This is a genomic window from Streptomyces davaonensis JCM 4913 (assembly GCF_000349325.1).
Taxonomy (GTDB): Bacteria; Actinomycetota; Actinomycetes; order Streptomycetales; family Streptomycetaceae; genus Streptomyces; species Streptomyces davaonensis.
Genome location: NC_020504.1, coordinates 7193506 through 7209306, shown reverse-complemented (window position 1 = coordinate 7209306; position 15801 = coordinate 7193506). Strand labels below are relative to the sequence as shown.

The 15801-nt window shown below is 71.0% G+C and carries 10 protein-coding genes; 7 read left to right on the top strand and 3 right to left on the bottom strand.

What is annotated here, in order from left to right; translation table 11 throughout:
• Positions 1 to 72 precede the first annotated feature (72 nt).
• From BN159_RS31795 to BN159_RS31785, 3 genes are all read right to left on the bottom strand, one after another.
• Positions 73 to 1536, bottom strand: a complete 1464-nt coding sequence (locus tag BN159_RS31795; RefSeq protein ID WP_015661133.1) for a glutamate synthase subunit beta — start codon at positions 1534 to 1536, stop codon at positions 73 to 75.
• Positions 1529 to 6121 (bottom strand): glutamate synthase large subunit, encoded by a 4593-nt coding sequence (gene gltB / locus BN159_RS31790; RefSeq protein WP_015661132.1) that lies wholly within the window; start codon positions 6119 to 6121, stop codon positions 1529 to 1531. The genes BN159_RS31795 and gltB overlap by 8 nt, the downstream gene beginning before the upstream one ends.
• A gap of 412 nt (positions 6122 to 6533) precedes the next feature.
• Positions 6534 to 7265 carry a VIT1/CCC1 transporter family protein gene (locus BN159_RS31785; protein ID WP_015661131.1) on the bottom strand — a complete coding sequence of 244 codons (732 nt, stop codon included), beginning with the start codon at positions 7263 to 7265 and terminating at the stop codon, positions 6534 to 6536.
• 271 nt (positions 7266 to 7536) lie between these two features.
• On the opposite strand from BN159_RS31785, the gene BN159_RS31780 reads away from it, so the two are divergent.
• The 7 genes from BN159_RS31780 (at position 7537) to BN159_RS31750 (ending at position 15765) form a co-directional block, all read left to right on the top strand.
• Positions 7537 to 8577, top strand: coding sequence for an ADP-ribosylglycohydrolase family protein (locus tag BN159_RS31780; protein ID WP_015661130.1), 1041 nt, complete (start codon positions 7537 to 7539; stop codon positions 8575 to 8577).
• A 530-nt stretch (positions 8578 to 9107) separates the two neighbouring features.
• Positions 9108 to 10265, top strand: a complete 1158-nt coding sequence (locus BN159_RS31775; RefSeq protein ID WP_015661129.1) for an ADP-ribosylglycohydrolase family protein — start codon at positions 9108 to 9110, stop codon at positions 10263 to 10265.
• An 8-nt stretch (positions 10266 to 10273) separates the two neighbouring features.
• Complete coding sequence (locus BN159_RS31770) at positions 10274 to 11485, top strand: ADP-ribosylglycohydrolase family protein (RefSeq protein WP_015661128.1); 1212 nt, start codon at positions 10274 to 10276, stop codon at positions 11483 to 11485.
• Positions 11473 to 12834 carry an ADP-ribosylglycohydrolase family protein gene (locus tag BN159_RS31765; RefSeq protein WP_015661127.1) on the top strand — a complete coding sequence of 454 codons (1362 nt, stop codon included), beginning with the start codon at positions 11473 to 11475 and terminating at the stop codon, positions 12832 to 12834. Before BN159_RS31770 ends, BN159_RS31765 begins: the two co-directional genes overlap by 13 nt.
• Complete coding sequence (gene rbsK, locus BN159_RS31760) at positions 12831 to 13724, top strand: ribokinase (RefSeq protein ID WP_015661126.1); 894 nt, start codon at positions 12831 to 12833, stop codon at positions 13722 to 13724. The genes BN159_RS31765 and rbsK overlap by 4 nt, the downstream gene beginning before the upstream one ends.
• Before the next feature lie 41 nt (positions 13725 to 13765).
• The gene (locus BN159_RS31755; protein WP_041820104.1) at positions 13766 to 14956 is read left to right on the top strand and encodes a CaiB/BaiF CoA transferase family protein; all 1191 of its coding nucleotides are present in this window, start codon (positions 13766 to 13768) and stop codon (positions 14954 to 14956) included.
• The gene (locus tag BN159_RS31750) at positions 14953 to 15765 is read left to right on the top strand and encodes an HpcH/HpaI aldolase/citrate lyase family protein (RefSeq protein ID WP_015661124.1); all 813 of its coding nucleotides are present in this window, start codon (positions 14953 to 14955) and stop codon (positions 15763 to 15765) included. Before BN159_RS31755 ends, BN159_RS31750 begins: the two co-directional genes overlap by 4 nt.
• Positions 15766 to 15801 lie beyond the last annotated feature (36 nt).

Sequence of the window (15801 nt, the reverse complement as noted above, 5' to 3'; positions counted from 1 at the left end):
CAAGGGGCAGGCGCCGTCGGTGTTCCGTACGCCTTTGTACGGGACGTCTCTTGAGCGGTCCTCGACGGACCGTCAGACCATCAGGGACCGGTCGGTCGGGCGGATCGGGGCCGGCAGGTCGCTGGCTCCGGTCAGGAAGCGGTCCACGCCACGGGCGGCGGAGCGGCCCTCGGCGATGGCCCACACGATCAGCGACTGGCCGCGGCCCGCGTCACCGGCGACGTACACGCCCGGCACGCTGGTCTGGAAGTCGGCGTCGCGGGCGATGTTGCCGCGCTCGTCGAGGTCCAGGCCGAACTGCTCGACCAGGCCGTTCTCGCGGTCGGTGCCGGTGAAGCCCATGGCGAGCGTGACCAGCTGGGCGGGGATCTTCCGCTCGGTGCCCGGCTTCGGGGTCAGCTTGCCGTCGATGAACTCCACCTCGGTGAGGTGCAGCCACTGGACGTTGCCGTCCTCGTCGCCCTCGAAGTGGGTGGTGGAGACGGAGTAGACCCGCTCGCCGCCCTCCTCGTGCGCGGAGGTGACCTTGTAGAGCATCGGGAAGGTCGGCCAGGGCTGGGAGACCGCGTTCCGCTCCTCGTTCGGGCGGGGCATGATCTCCAGCTGCGTCACCGAGGCCGCGCCCTGCCGGTGGGCCGTGCCCACGCAGTCGGCGCCGGTGTCGCCACCGCCGATGACGACGACGTGCTTGCCCTCGGCGGAGATCGGGGCGGTGACGTAGTCGCCCTCCTGGACCTTGTTGGCCAGCGGCAGGTACTCCATCGCCTGGTGGATGCCGGTCAACTCCCGCCCGGGAACGGGGAGATCACGGGCGGTGGTGGCACCGGCGGCGATCACGACGGCGTCGTACCGCTTCTTCAGGTCGGTCGCCTTGAGGTCGCGGCCGATCTCGATCCCGGTACGGAAGCGGGTACCCTCCGCGCGCATCTGCTCGATACGGCGGTTGATGTGCCGCTTCTCCATCTTGAACTCGGGGATGCCGTACCGGAGCAGGCCTCCGATGCGGTCCGCGCGCTCGTAGACGGCGACCGTGTGACCGGCCCGGGTGAGCTGCTGGGCGGCGGCCAGGCCCGCCGGGCCCGAGCCGATGACCGCGACGGTCTTGCCGGACAGCCGCTCGGGCGCCTGCGGGGCGACGTCACCGGTCTCCCACGCCTTGTCGATGATGGAGACTTCGACGTTCTTGATGGTGACGGCCGGCTGGTTGATGCCGAGCACGCACGCCGACTCGCAGGGAGCGGGGCAGAGGCGACCGGTGAACTCCGGGAAGTTGTTGGTCGCGTGCAGCCGCTCGGAGGCGGCGCCCCAGTCCTCGCGGTAGGCGAAGTCGTTCCACTCCGGGATCAGGTTCCCGAGCGGACAGCCGTTGTGGCAGAACGGGATGCCGCAGTCCATGCAGCGGCTGGCCTGCTTGCTGATGATCGGCAGCAGGGAGCCGGGGACGTAGACCTCGTTCCAGTCCTTCAGGCGTACGTCGACGGGGCGGGACTTGGCGACCTCGCGGCCGTGGTTCAGAAAGCCCTTCGGGTCAGCCATTGATCGCCGCCTCCATCATCTTCTCGGTGATCTCGGTCTCGGAGAGACCGGCTCGCTCGGCGGCGTCCTTGGCGGCGAGCACTGCCTTGTACGTGCTGGGGATGATCTTGCTGAAGCGCTCCGCGGAGGCGTCCCAGTCGACGAGCAGCTTCTCGGCGACCGTGGAGCCGCTCTCCTCGGCGTGCCGGCGCACGACGTCGTGCAGCCACTTCTTGTCGTCGTCGGACAGCGCCTCGACGGCGTCCAGGTTGCCGACGTTGACGTTGTCCTTGTCGAGGTCGATGACGTAGGCGACACCGCCCGACATACCGGCCGCGAAGTTGCGGCCCGTCTCGCCCAGGACCACCGCGTGACCGCCGGTCATGTACTCGCAGCCGTGGTCGCCCACGCCCTCCGAGACCACCAGGGCACCGGAGTTGCGGACGCAGAACCGCTCGCCGGTCCGGCCGCGCAGGAACAGCTCGCCGCCGGTCGCGCCGTACGCGATGGTGTTGCCCGCGATCGTGGAGTACTCGGCGAGGTGGTCGGCGCCCCGGTCGGGGCGGACGACGACCCGGCCGCCGGAGAGGCCCTTGCCGACGTAGTCGTTGGCGTCGCCCTCCAGGCGGAGCGTGACACCGCGCGGCAGGAAGGCGCCGAAGGACTGGCCGGCCGAGCCGGTGAAGGTGATGTCGATGGTGTCGTCGGGCAGGCCCGCGCCACCGAACTTCTTCGTCACCTCGTGGCCCAGCATGGTGCCGACCGTGCGGTTGATGTTGCGGATGGCGACCTGGGCACGCACCGGCTGGGCGTCGGTCGCGGAGTCCGCGGCCAGGGCGTCGGCGGCGAGCTTGATCAGCTCGTTGTCGAGCGCCTTCTCCAGGCCGTGGTCCTGCTCGATCAGCTGGTGGCGGACGGCGCCCTCGGGCAGCGTCGGCACGTGGAACAGCGGGGCCAGGTCCAGGCCCTGCGCCTTCCAGTGGTCGACGGCACGGGTGACGTCGAGCGCCTCGGCGTGGCCGACGGCCTCCTCGATGGAGCGGAAGCCCAGCTCGGCGAGGATCTCGCGGACCTCTTCGGCGATGAACCGGAAGAAGTTCACGATGTACTCGGCCTTGCCGGAGAACCGGTCCCGGAGGGTCGGGTTCTGGGTGGCGATGCCGACCGGGCAGGTGTCCAGGTGGCAGACGCGCATCATGACGCAGCCGGAGACGACGAGCGGCGCGGTCGCGAAACCGAACTCCTCGGCGCCCAGCAGCGCGGCGATGACGACGTCACGGCCGGTCTTCAGCTGGCCGTCGGTCTGCACGACGATGCGGTCGCGCAGGCCGTTGAGCAGCAGGGTCTGCTGAGTCTCGGCGAGGCCGAGCTCCCAGGGGCCACCGGCGTGCTTGAGCGAGGTGAGCGGGCTGGCGCCCGTACCGCCGTCGTGACCGGAGATGAGCACGACGTCCGCGTGGGCCTTGGAGACACCCGCGGCGACGGTGCCGACACCGACCTCCGACACCAGCTTCACGTGAATCCGCGCCTGCGGGTTCGCGTTCTTGAGGTCGTGGATCAGCTGAGCCAGGTCCTCGATGGAGTAGATGTCGTGGTGCGGCGGCGGGGAGATGAGCCCGACACCCGGCGTCGAGTGACGCGTCTTGGCGACCCACGGGTAAACCTTGTGGCCGGGCAGCTGGCCGCCCTCGCCGGGCTTGGCGCCCTGGGCCATCTTGATCTGGATGTCGTCGGCGTTGACCAGGTACTCGGACGTGACACCGAAGCGGCCGGACGCGACCTGCTTGATGCTGGACCGGCGCGCCGGGTCGTACAGCCGCTCCGGGTCCTCGCCGCCCTCACCGGTGTTGGACTTGCCGCCCAGCTGGTTCATGGCGATGGCGAGGGTCTCGTGCGCCTCCTGGGAGATGGAGCCGTACGACATGGCGCCGGTGGAGAAGCGCTTGACGATCTCGGAGACCGGCTCGACCTCGTCGATGGAGATCGACGGACGGTCGGAGGTGAAGCCGAACAGGCCGCGGAGCGTCATCAGGCGCTCGGACTGCTCGTTCACCCGGTCCGTGTACTTCTTGAAGATGTCGTAGCGGTTGGCCCGCGTCGAGTGCTGTAGGCGGAAGACCGTCTCCGGGTCGAACAGGTGCGGCTCGCCCTCGCGCCGCCACTGGTACTCGCCGCCGATCTCCAGCGCGCGGTGCGCCGGGGCGATGCCGGAGGCCGGGTATGCCTTGGCGTGCCGGGCGGCGACCTCCTTGGCGATGACGTCGATGCCGACGCCGCCGATCTTGGTGGCGGTGCCGTTGAAGTACTTCTCCACGAAGCCCTCGTCGAGACCGACGGCCTCGAAGACCTGGGCGCCGCGGTAGGAGGCGACGGTCGAGATGCCCATCTTCGACATGACCTTCAGCACGCCCTTGCCGAGGGCGTAGATCAGGTTGCGGATGGCCTTCTCGGACTCGATGCCGGGCAGGAAGGTGCCGGCCCGGACCAGGTCCTCGACCGACTCCATCGCCAGGTAGGGGTTGACGGCCGCGGCGCCGAAGCCGATGAGCAGGGCGACGTGGTGGACCTCGCGGACGTCACCGGCCTCGACCAGCAGGCCCACGTGGGTGCGCTGCTTGGTGCGGATGAGGTGGTGGTGGACGGCCGCGGTGAGCAGCAGCGAGGGGATCGGCGCGTGCTCGGCGTCCGAGTGCCGGTCGCTGAGGACGATCAGACGGGCGCCGTTGTCGATGGCGGCGTCGGCCTCGGCGCAGATCTCCTCGATGCGCGCGGCGAGGGAGTCGCCGCCGCCGGAGACCCGGTACAGACCGGACAGGGTCGCGGCCTTGAAGCCGGGCATGTCGCCGTCGGCGTTGATGTGGATGAGCTTGGCCAGCTCGTCGTTGTCGATCACCGGGAACGGCAGCGTGACGCTACGGCAGGACGCGGCCGTCGGGTCGAGCAGGTTGCCCTGCGGACCGAGCGAGCTGCGCAGCGACGTGACGAGCTCTTCGCGGATCGCGTCCAGCGGCGGGTTGGTGACCTGCGCGAACAGCTGGGTGAAGTAGTCGAAGAGCAGCCGCGGACGCTCGCTCAGCGCGGCGATCGGCGAGTCGGTGCCCATCGAACCGATCGGCTCGGCGGCGGACTTGGCCATCGGCGCCAGGATGATCCGCAGCTCCTCCTCGGTGTAACCGAAGGTCTGCTGGCGGCGGGTGACCGAGGCGTGGGTGTGCACGATGTGCTCGCGCTCGGGCAGGTCGGACAGCTCGATCTCGCCGGCCTCGAGCCACTCCGCGTACGGCTTCTCCGCGGCGAGCTGGGCCTTGATCTCGTCGTCCTCGATGATCCGGTGCTCGACAGTGTCGACGAGGAACATCCGGCCGGGCTGGAGCCGGCCCTTGCGGACGACCTTGGCGGGGTCGATGTCGAGGACGCCGACCTCGGAGCCGAGGACGACCAGGCCCTCGTCGGTGACCCAGTAGCGGCCGGGGCGCAGACCGTTGCGGTCCAGCACGGCGCCGACCTGGGTGCCGTCGGTGAAGGTGACACAGGCGGGGCCGTCCCAGGGCTCCATCATCGTGGAGTGGAACTGGTAGAAGGCGCGCCGGGCCGGGTCCATGGAGTCGTGGTTCTCCCACGCCTCCGGGATCATCATCAGCACGGAGTGCGGCAGCGAACGCCCACCGAGGTGGAGGAGCTCGAGCACCTCGTCGAAGGAGGCGGAGTCGGAGGCGTCCGGGGTGCAGACCGGGAAGACACGGTCGAGCTTCTCGGTGCCGAAGAGGTCGGAGACGAGCTGCGACTCACGGGCGCGCATCCAGTTGCGGTTGCCCTTGACGGTGTTGATCTCACCGTTGTGCGCGACGAACCGGTACGGGTGGGCGAGCGGCCACGACGGGAAGGTGTTCGTGGAGAACCGGGAGTGCACGAGCGCGATCGCGGAGGCGAAGCGGCGGTCGGACAGGTCCGGGAAGAAGGGCTCCAGCTGGCCGGTGGTCAGCATGCCCTTGTAGACGATGGTCCGCGCGGACAGCGAGGGGAAGTAGACGCCGGCCTCGCGCTCGGCGCGCTTGCGCAGCACGAAGGCCTTGCGGTCGAGGTCGATGCCCTCCGAAGCGCCGTCGCCGACGAAGATCTGCCGGAAGGCGGGCATCGTCGAACGGGCGGTGGCGCCGAGCAGTTCGGGCGCGACCGGAACCTCACGCCAGCCGAGGACGGTCAGCCCCTCCTCAGCGGTGATCGTCTCGATCTGCGAGACAGCGGCCTCGGTGCCGTCCTCCGGCAGGAAGGCGATACCGACGGCGTACGCACCGGCCGCGGGAAGCTCGAACCCGGCGACCTCACGGAAGAAGGCGTCCGGAACCTGGGACAGGATGCCCGCGCCGTCACCCGAGTCGGGCTCGGAGCCGGTGGCACCGCGGTGCTCCAGGTTGCGCAGAACCGTGAGCGCCTGCTCGACCAGCGCATGGCTCGCCTCGCCGGTGAGGGTGGCCACGAAGCCGACGCCACAGGCGTCCTTTTCGTTGCGGGGGTCGTACATACCCTGCGCAGCAGGGCGAGCATCCATGAAGGACCAGTTCTGGCCATTCGCGGAATGCTGGGACGGCTGGCGCGGCGTACGCATCGGCTCTCCCGTCGTCGTCAGTGGCATTTAGCTGGTGCCGAGGGACGACGTTGGCCCTCTGCGTTGATCTGCGTCGCGTGATCTGCGGTGATCACCGTGCTGATCAAAATTTCGTGCAGGTTACATGATGGAGCGGTTCTCGGGAACCGGATACACCGTTCCAACATGCGGACACCGTGGGGTGACGGCGGGGCCGCGGGGAGCGGCCGAAAAGTATGGGGGACCGACGAGGACAAGATCGATCAGATCGGTGCCAGTCGGCGGTGGCGAGGGGAGCGTCGTCGCCCACCTCGCACAGGCGCGCGGCAGGCACCATTGCCCACAGCGCTTACGGCTCATGCCCGGTGGTTAACCATTCGAAACCAGCAAGTAACGGCTACTTATGCGGCCCAACGCATAAGTTCCAGTCGCACTATCCTACGGCCGTTCCGAACAGGCTGCCCAGGGCGTACGTCACACCGGCCGCGGCACCGCCCAGGGCGAGTTGCCGCAAACCGCTGTACCACCAGGTCCGCGCGGTCACCTTGGCCACGACGGCACCGCAGGCGAACAGCCCGAAGAGGGCGAGCAGCACGGCGGGCCAGAGCGCGGTGGCCCCGAGCAGATAGGGCAGTACGGGCAGCAGAGCACCCAACGCGAAGGCGCCGAAGGACGAGACGGCGGCGACGGTGGGCGAGGGCAGGTCACCGGGGTCGATCCCGAGCTCCTCGCGGGCGTGTATCTCAAGTGCCTGCTCAGGATCCCGGGAAAGCTGCCGGGCAACCGCCTCCGCCAGCTCGGCATCCACTCCACGAGCCCGGTACAGAGCGGCCAGCTCCGCCTCCTCGTCCTCCGGATGCTTACGAAGCTCCCGCCGCTCGACGTCCAGCTCGGCCTCGACCAGCTCCCGCTGCGAGGCGACGGACGTGTACTCACCGGCGGCCATCGAGAAGGCACCGGCGGCGAGCCCCGCGAGCCCGGTCAGCACCACGGTCTGATGACCGACCTGCCCACCGGCGACACCGGTCATCAGGGCCAGGTTGGAGACGAGCCCGTCCATGGCACCGAAGACTGCGGGCCGCAGCCAGCCGCCGTTGACGTCGCGGTGGGTGTGGTTGTCACGGTGCGCCACGTGGAGCGCGGCCTCGGTCTCGATGATGGCCATGAGTCAGGGTCCCCCTCGAACTTAGGAAAGCCTAAATTTAGATAAGTTCCATTCTTTGACAACACAAAATGTACGCCGTAAATTCCGACCCCGCCAGCAAGGAAAGGCTGCGCTAACCTGCGGTTTTGCATATCTGCGCTCATCCGATAGATGAGACGCACAGATGTCGACCGGGTGACGCTGAGACGACCGAGGCTCTGCCTCCCCCCTCCCGTGGGACACATCCGCAAAGGGCTCCGCGCCCTGGGAGCCCCCGGAGGAGAGGCCGCGTATGGCATCGATCGCCTGCATCCCCTCGGTCCCGGCGCCGGGGGACGCCGCCGAACTCCGCGACCGGGCGCGCGGCGCGCTCCTGGGCCTGGCGGTGGGCGACGCGCTGGGCGCCCCCGCGGAGAACATGAAGCCGTCGGAGATCCGCGCACGCTGGGGCCGCATCACGGGCTACGTGGCGGACCACCCGTCCGGCACGGATGACACGGAGTACGCGATCTTCTCCGGACTCCTGCTGTCCCGCCACGGCTCGGCGCTGACCCCCGCGCATGTGGAGGCGGCCTGGCACGAGTGGATCGCGGACCGGGACGAGGGCCCGTTCCGGGGCGCGGGCTTCAGCGAACGCGGCACGCTGGAGAACCTGCGCCGGGGCCTGGCGGCCCCCATCTCGGCCCAGCACCGCCACGCCTGGAGCGACGGACTGGCGATGCGGGCGGCGGTGTTCGGGGTCTACGCCGCGGGCCGCCCCGCCGAAGCGGCCCGCCTGGCGGCCATCGACGGCTCGGTGAGCCATGACGGGGAGGGCATCTACGGCGGCCAGGCGGTGGCGGCGGGGGTGGCCGCGGCGATGGCGGGAGCCCCGACGATCGCGGTGGTCGCGTCGGCACTGGCCGTGGTCCCGGACGACTCCTGGACGGCCCGCTCGCTGCGCCGAGCGGTCGCTGTGGCCCACAGAGGCGAACGGGCCGTCCGCTCCGCGGTGGTGATCGGCGGCTACCCCTGGACCGACCTGGCCCCCGAAGCGGTCGCGTTGGCCTTCGGCGCGTACGCGGCGGCTGACGGCGACTTCGTCCAGTCGGTCCTGACGGCGGTGAACATGGGGAGAGACGCAGACACGACAGCAGCGGTGGCAGGCGCCCTGGCAGGCGCAACACGGGGCGCCTCAACCATCCCCCCGGACTGGTCAGCAGCCATCGGCCCAGCAAGAGGCACCTGCCTACCAGCGATGAGAGGCCACCACGTCCTGGACGTAGCAGACCTCCTGACCGCAGGCGAATACGCACTGGCAGCAGCCGCGGAAGACTCGGAGCCCCAGGAATGACCCCAGAGCCACTCCTCGAAGAAGGCCCGAGCCATCCAGCCACCGGCCAGCACACTCCAGCCTTCGAGCCCGAGGCACCACATCCGGCCACCGAACCGCACGCTTCAACCCACCCGGCTTTCGAGCCCGAGGCACCACACCCGACCACCGGCCCAAACACTTCAGCCCACCCAACACCTGAGACCGACCCCGAAACCACCCTCACCCCCCACCCACCCACAGGGGGCTACGCACCCCACCCACCCCCAACCCACGCGGCGCTTGAGGCCGAGGCAGCACACCTGACCGCCGGGCCGGATCTTCCAGCCCGCCCAACGCCCGAGGCCGACACCGAAACCGTCCCCACCCCCCAGCCACCCCCAGCCCGCCCGACACCCGAGGCCGACCCCGAAACCATCCCCACCCCCCACCCACCCGCAGGGGGCTACGCACCCCAGCCCCCTCCAGCCCGTCCGGCGTTTGAGGACGAGGCCGCTTCAGGGCCGTTGGGGGTCCAGGGGGCGGAGTCCCCTGGTGGGGTTGAAGGGGCGATGCCCCTGGGGATGGGACGGGTAGGGGCGGCGGGGGCGAAACACAACCGTCGGATCGAGGGGCTCCTCCTCGGCCTGGCCGCAGGCGACGCCGCCGGCTGGCCCGCAGCCCGCCACCGAGCCGCCCGCATGCCCGAATGGACCCGCCGCCTCACCCGCGAACTCGACACCTTCGCCGAACAGAACGCCACCACCACCCTCCCCGTCCCCATCGCCCTCAACCAACCCCCCGAACCCCTCCGCCTGGGCCCCTCCGACGACGCGGAATGGGCAACCTTCGCCGCAGAAGCCGTCCTCAGAGCAGGCGACGACACCGCCCTCGGCGACCTCAGCAGGCACCGCCGCATGCGCGCAGCCATCGACCTCACCTGGAACGCCGTGGCCAGCGAGGTAGCCGCAGCCGCAGACCGCGCCCCCGAAGTCGAATCCGCCGTACTCCCCCTACGCGCCCGCATCTCGGTAAGAGCCGGACTCGGCAACCTGGCGGCAGGCCTACGCCCACCCGCCACCGGCCACGACAACCCCCACTACTTCGACGACGCCGCCTGCATCCGCGCCTGCGTCCTCGCGGTGGCCCACCCCGGCGACCCCCAACTCGCCGCAGACCTCGCAGAGTTCGACGCCCGCTACACCCAGGACGGCGACGGAGTCCACGGCGCCCGCGCCATGGCCGCGGCCATCGCCCAAGCCCTCTCCGGCGCACCCCCGGACACCTGCGTCACCGCCGCCCTCGCAGAACTCCCGCCCGAAACGGAAATCGGCCGCAACGCCCGCCACGCCCTCACCCTCGCCCACGACGCCGACAGCGCCTTCGCCCTCATCCCCCACCTGGAACACCAAATCGTCGATCACGTCTACAGCTACGGCATCGCAGCCGCCGAAACCGTCCCCGTCGCCCTCGCCCTCACCACCGCCGCACAGGGCCGCATCGCCGAAGCCGTCCCCGCCGCCGCCTGTCTCTCCCGAGTCGCCGACTCCGCCCCCGCCCTCGTCGGCGCCCTCACCGGCGCCCTCGGCGGCGGCGCCGCGATCCCCGCCTCCTGGCGCAACGCCTGCCGTGTCCTGTCCGGCTGCGCCCTCCCCCGCCTGACCGGCACGGACCTCGTGGAACTCGCCGAACTCCTCGAAGCCACGCAACCGGCCGGGGCAGGAGGATGATTCGGCCCATGAGGTCCAAAACATCAGAAAACTCCACAGCATCGGAAACCCCTGCGTCAGGAACCCCCACAGGCGCGACCCTGGACGACCGGATCACCGGCGCACTCGTCGGAGCCGCCGTCGGCGACGCCCTGGGCGGCCCGGTCGAGGGCTACTCCCCCGAGCAGATCGTCGAACGCCACGGCGGCCGGGTGCACGGCATCGTCGGCCCCTGGAACGGCGACGCCTGGCGCACGGCCCGCCCCCTCGCGCCGTACCACAAGGGCGACGGCCACGTCACTGACGACACCTTGATGACCCACGCGCTGATCAGGGTCTACGCCACGGTCCGCGACCACCTCGACGCCTACGCCGTCGCCGACCACCTGGTCCCCGACCTGATGACGAACCCGCGCTGGATCCCGGAACTGGAGGCGGAGGCTCTCCCCCTCCACCGCGTCTTCCTGGCCGAGAAATGGCTGGTCGCCCGCCTCCACTACGGCCATGTCGACCCCCGAGAGGCCGGCACCGGCAACATCGTCAACTGCGGGGCGGCGATGTACATGGCCCCGGTCGGCCTGGTCAACGCGGCGAACCCGCCCGCCGCCTACGCCGAGTCCCTCGACATCGCGGGCGCCCACCAGTCGTCGTACGGCAGGGAGGCGGCGGGAGTCTTCGCGGCGGCGGTGGCGGCGGCCTGCACCCCCGGCGCGACCCCGGACTCGGTCGTCGCCGCCTGCCTCTCCCTGGCCAAGGACGGCACCCGCGAGGCGATCGAGAAGGTCTGCGAAGTGGCGTCCCGGCACAGCGAGTTCGAGTCGGCGCTGAAGCCCCTGCGCCAAGCGGTGGCCCGGTACGACACGGTCGGCCCCGACTACCGCGCCCCGTCCCTCGGCGCCCGCCGCCCCTCCCGGCTGCACGCGATCGAGGAACTCCCCATCGCGCTCGGCATGTTGCTGCTCTCCTCCGGCGACTACCGCCGCACGGTGCTGGGTTCGGTCAACTACGGCCGGGACTGCGACTCCATCGCCACGATGTCCGGCGCCCTGTCCGGCGCGTTGGGCCACGCCGTCCCCGAGGACTGGTCGAAGCAGGTGGCCGACGCCAGCCGCCTGGACCTGTGGGAACCGGCCCGCACCCTGACCGCCGTAACACGCGAGATCTTCGCCCGTGACGTACAACGCCGCCGCGCCCACGAGCGGGCCTTCACCGAGCTCGGAGGCCGTGGATGCTCCGACTGACCTGGGTCCAGCCGGAGGACCTGATCGGCCACGAACTCCGCCAGGCGTCCCAGGACGGCCGAGAACCCTCAAGAATCGCGGCCCGCTGGAAGGCAGCGGGTGGCCTGGACGCCCCGGAACGCGCAGGAGCCTCCCCGGACCGCCCTTCCCGCTACCTTCGCCTCTTGGCAGAAGACCTGCTGGACGAACTGGCAGACCTGCCAAGCAAGTTGGCGGACAGCGAGCCGACCGACCTGACCAGAATCAAGGCGAGCTGCCCCTCCTGGCCATCGCAGGCACCGGCAGGCGTCCCCACCCAGGCCCGCCTGGAAGCCGCCTGGCTGGGCAGAGCCGTCGGCTGCCTCCTGGGCAAACCCGTGGAAAAGCTCCCTCTGGACGCCATCCGCCAACTGGCCAGATCAACCGGCAACTGGCCCCCCACCACCTACTTCACGGCCAAGGGCGTCCCCCAAGACCTCCTCACCACCCACCCCTGGAACCGCCGCTCCGCCCGCACCTCCCTCGCCGAGAACATCGACGGCATGCCGGAGGACGACGATCTCAACTACCCCCTCCTCAACCTGCTCCTCCTCCAACGCCACGGCAGAACCTTCACCACCACGGACGTGGCAAGGCTCTGGCTGGAAGAACTCCCCGCAGGCCGCACCTTCACCGCGGAACGCCTCGCCTACCGCAACCTCCTCACCGGCCTGGAGCCACCCAGAACGGCAAGCCACCGCAATCCGTTCCGAGAGTGGATCGGCGCCCTGATCCGCGCCGACGTACACGGCTGGACCAACCCCGGCAACCCAGCGGCCGCCGCCGAACAGGCCCACCGCGACGCCACCCTCACCCACACCGCCAACGGCGTCTACGCGGCGATGTTCATCGCGGCCACCATCGCCCAGGCAGCCGCAGGCACCCACGACATCCACACCTGCCTTGCGACGGGCCTCAGAGTGATCCCCCCGAACTCACGCCTGTCCCGCGCCGTCCACCACGCCCTACGACTCGCCCGGACGCACACCGACTTCGACACGGTCGTCGACGAACTCCACGCCACCCACGCCCGAACCCATCACTGGGTCCACGCCGTCCCCAACACCGCCCTCATCGCCGCCGCCCTCACCCACGCCGACGGCGACTTCACCGGCTCCGTCTCCCGCGCCGTGTCCGGCGGCTGGGACACCGACTCCAACGGCGCCACGACCGGCAGCATCGCCGGACTCCTCGCCGGCCACCCCTCCGTCCTCCCCGACCACTGGACGACCCCGCTCAAGAACCGGCTGTCCACCTCCGTCGGCGACTTCAACGGCACCGGCTTCGACACCTTGGCCCACCTCACCCACCGGGAGGCGCTCCGCCCATGACGCACATCGCCGTACTCGGCAGCACCAACATGGACCTCGTCGCCTTCGTGGCGAAGGCACCCCAGCGCGGAGAGACCGTCACGGGCCGCGAGTTCCGTACGATCCCCGGCGGCAAGGGCGCCAACCAGGCCATCGCCGCGGCCCGCGCGGGGGCCACCGTCTCCATGATCGGCGCGGTCGGCAACGACTCCTTCGGCACCCGGCTGCGCTCCACCCTGGAGCACTCCGGCGTCGAGACCGACCATCTGCGCACCACGGAGGGGCCCTCCGGCACCGCCCACATCGTCGTCGACGACGAGGGCGGCAACGCGATCGTGGTGATCCCCGCCGCCAACGGCACCGTCGACCATCTCGCCCCCGGCGACGAGGGGCTCATCGCCTCCGCCGACGCCCTGCTGCTCCAGCTGGAGATCCCGCTCGACGCGGTCCTCGCGGGCGCCCAGGCGGCCCGCGCCCATGGCGTCCGGACGGTCCTCACCCCGGCGCCCGCCCAGCCGCTGCCCGTCGAACTCCTCAACGCCACCGACCTGTTGCTGCCCAACGAGCACGAGGTCGCCGCCCTCACCGGCCGCACCGATCCGCGCTCCGCCGCGCTCGCCCTGCTGGAGGAGGTCCCGGAGGTGGTCGTCACCCTGGGTTCGGCGGGCAGCCTGTACGCGGCCCGCGGCACCGACCCGATCGTCGTCCCCGCACCCCAGGTCACCGCCGTGGACACCACCGGCGCCGGGGACACCTTCGCCGGAACGCTCGCGGTGGCGCTCGCCGAGGGCCGCCCGATGCCGGACGCGCTGGCCTGGGCGGCCGCCGCGGCGGCGCTGTCGGTCCAGCGGGCCGGGGCGTCGGAGTCGATGCCGTACCGCTCCGAGATCGACGCGCAGTACACGTCATGACCCGAGCCGCGCCACGCCCCGACCAAGCCCCGTCACACCCCATGGCCCAAGCACCGCTGGCCGGTCTGCGCGTCCTGGACCTCGCCACCCTCTTCGCCGGGCCGCTCGCCGCCACGGCGCTAGGTGACTTCGGCGCGGAGGTCATCAAGATCGAGCACCCGGCCAAGCCCGACCCGTCCCGCGGTCACGGCCCGGCCAAGGACGGCATCGGGCTGTGGTGGAAACACCTCGGCCGCAACAAGCGCACGATCACCCTGAACCTGTCGACCCCGGGCGGCCGCGCCACCCTCCTGCGGCTCGCCGGGACCGCGGACGTGATCATCGAGAACTTCCGCCCCGGCACCCTGGAGAAGTGGGACCTCGGCTGGTCCGAGCTGTCCGCCGCCAACCCCCGCCTGGTCCTCACCCGGGTCACCGGCTTCGGCCAGTTCGGCCCCTACGCCCGCCGCCCCGGGTTCGGCACCCTCGCCGAGGCGATGAGCGGTTTCGCCGCGCTCACCGGTGAACCGGACGCGCCCCCGACGCTCCCGCCGTTCGGCCTCGCGGACTCGGTCGCCGGCCTCGCCACGGCGTACGCCGTCCTCACCGCGCTCGCCGCCCGCGACCGTACCGGCGAGGGCCAGGTCGTCGACCTCGCCCTGATCGAGCCGATGCTGTCGGTCCTCGGCCCCCAGCCCACCTGGTACGACCAGCTCGGCTACGTCCAGCAGCGCACCGGCAACCGCTCCGCGAACAACGCCCCACGCAACACCTACCGCACCGCGGACGGCAGTTGGGTCGCGGTCTCCACGTCGGCCCAGTCGGTGGCGGAACGCGTACTGCGCTTGGTGGGCCGCCCGGATCTGATCGACGAACCGTGGTTCGCCACGGGCGCCGACCGCGCCCGGCACGCGGACGTCCTCGACGAGGCGGTCGGCAGCTGGATCGCCGAGCGCAGCCGGGATGAGGTGATCGCGGCCTTCGAGAAGGCGGAGGCGGCCGTCGCGCCCATCCAGGACGTGCGCGAGGTGATGACGGACCCGCAGTACCAGGCGCTCGACACCATCACCACCGTCGACGACCCGGACCTCGGCCCCGTGCGCATGCAGAACGTCCTCTTCCGCCTCTCCGCCACCCCCGGCGCGATCCGCTGGACCGGTCGCCCGCACGGCGCCGACACCGACGAGGTCCTCACCGAACTGGGCCTGACCCCGGCGGACGTGGCGGCCCTGCGCGCGGAAGGCGCGGTATGACGATCCCTCTGACCTGGCTGTACGTTCCCGGCGACCGCCAGGACACGGTGGCCAAGGCGCTGCGGTCCGGAGCGGACGTCGTGGTGATCGACCTGGAGGACGCGGTCGCCCCGGACCGCAAGGAGTACGCCCGCGCCGCGACGGCCGAGTTCCTCTCCGACCCTCAGCCCGTCCCGGTCCACGTCCGTGTGAACGCCCTGGACGGCCCGCTCGCGGCGGCGGACCTGAAGGCACTGGCCCACCTGACCGGCGTGGCGGGCCTACGACTGCCCAAGGTCACGTCCCCGGAGCAGATCCGCAGGGTCGCGCACTCCACCGCCCACCCCCTGTACGCCCTGCTGGAATCGGCCCTGGGCATCGAGCACTCCTTCGCCATCGCCCAGTCCCACCCCGCGCTCCGCGGCATCGCCCTGGGCGAGGCAGACCTCAAGGCCGACCTCTCGGTACGGGACGACGCGGGCCTGGACTGGCCACGCTCCCGAGTGATCGTCGCGGCCAGGGCGGCGAACCTCCCGCCCCCACCCCAGTCCGTCCACCCGGACACCCACGACCTGGCAGGCCTCGCTTCGACCTGCGCCCACGGCCGCGCCCTCGGCTTCCTGGGCCGCTCCGCCATCCATCCCCGCCAACTCCCCGTCATCGAACGGGCCTACCTCCCCACGGAGGAGGAACTCGAACGGGCGGAGCGGATCATCAAGGCGGCCACGGCACACGGGGGCGCGCAGGCGCTGCGCGACGGCACGTTCATCGACGCGGCGGTGGTGGCGGCGGCCCACCGCACGCTCTCCCTCGCGGCCCGCCGCGGCTGACAAAGGCGAAGGGCGCCCGGAACACTTCCGGGCGCC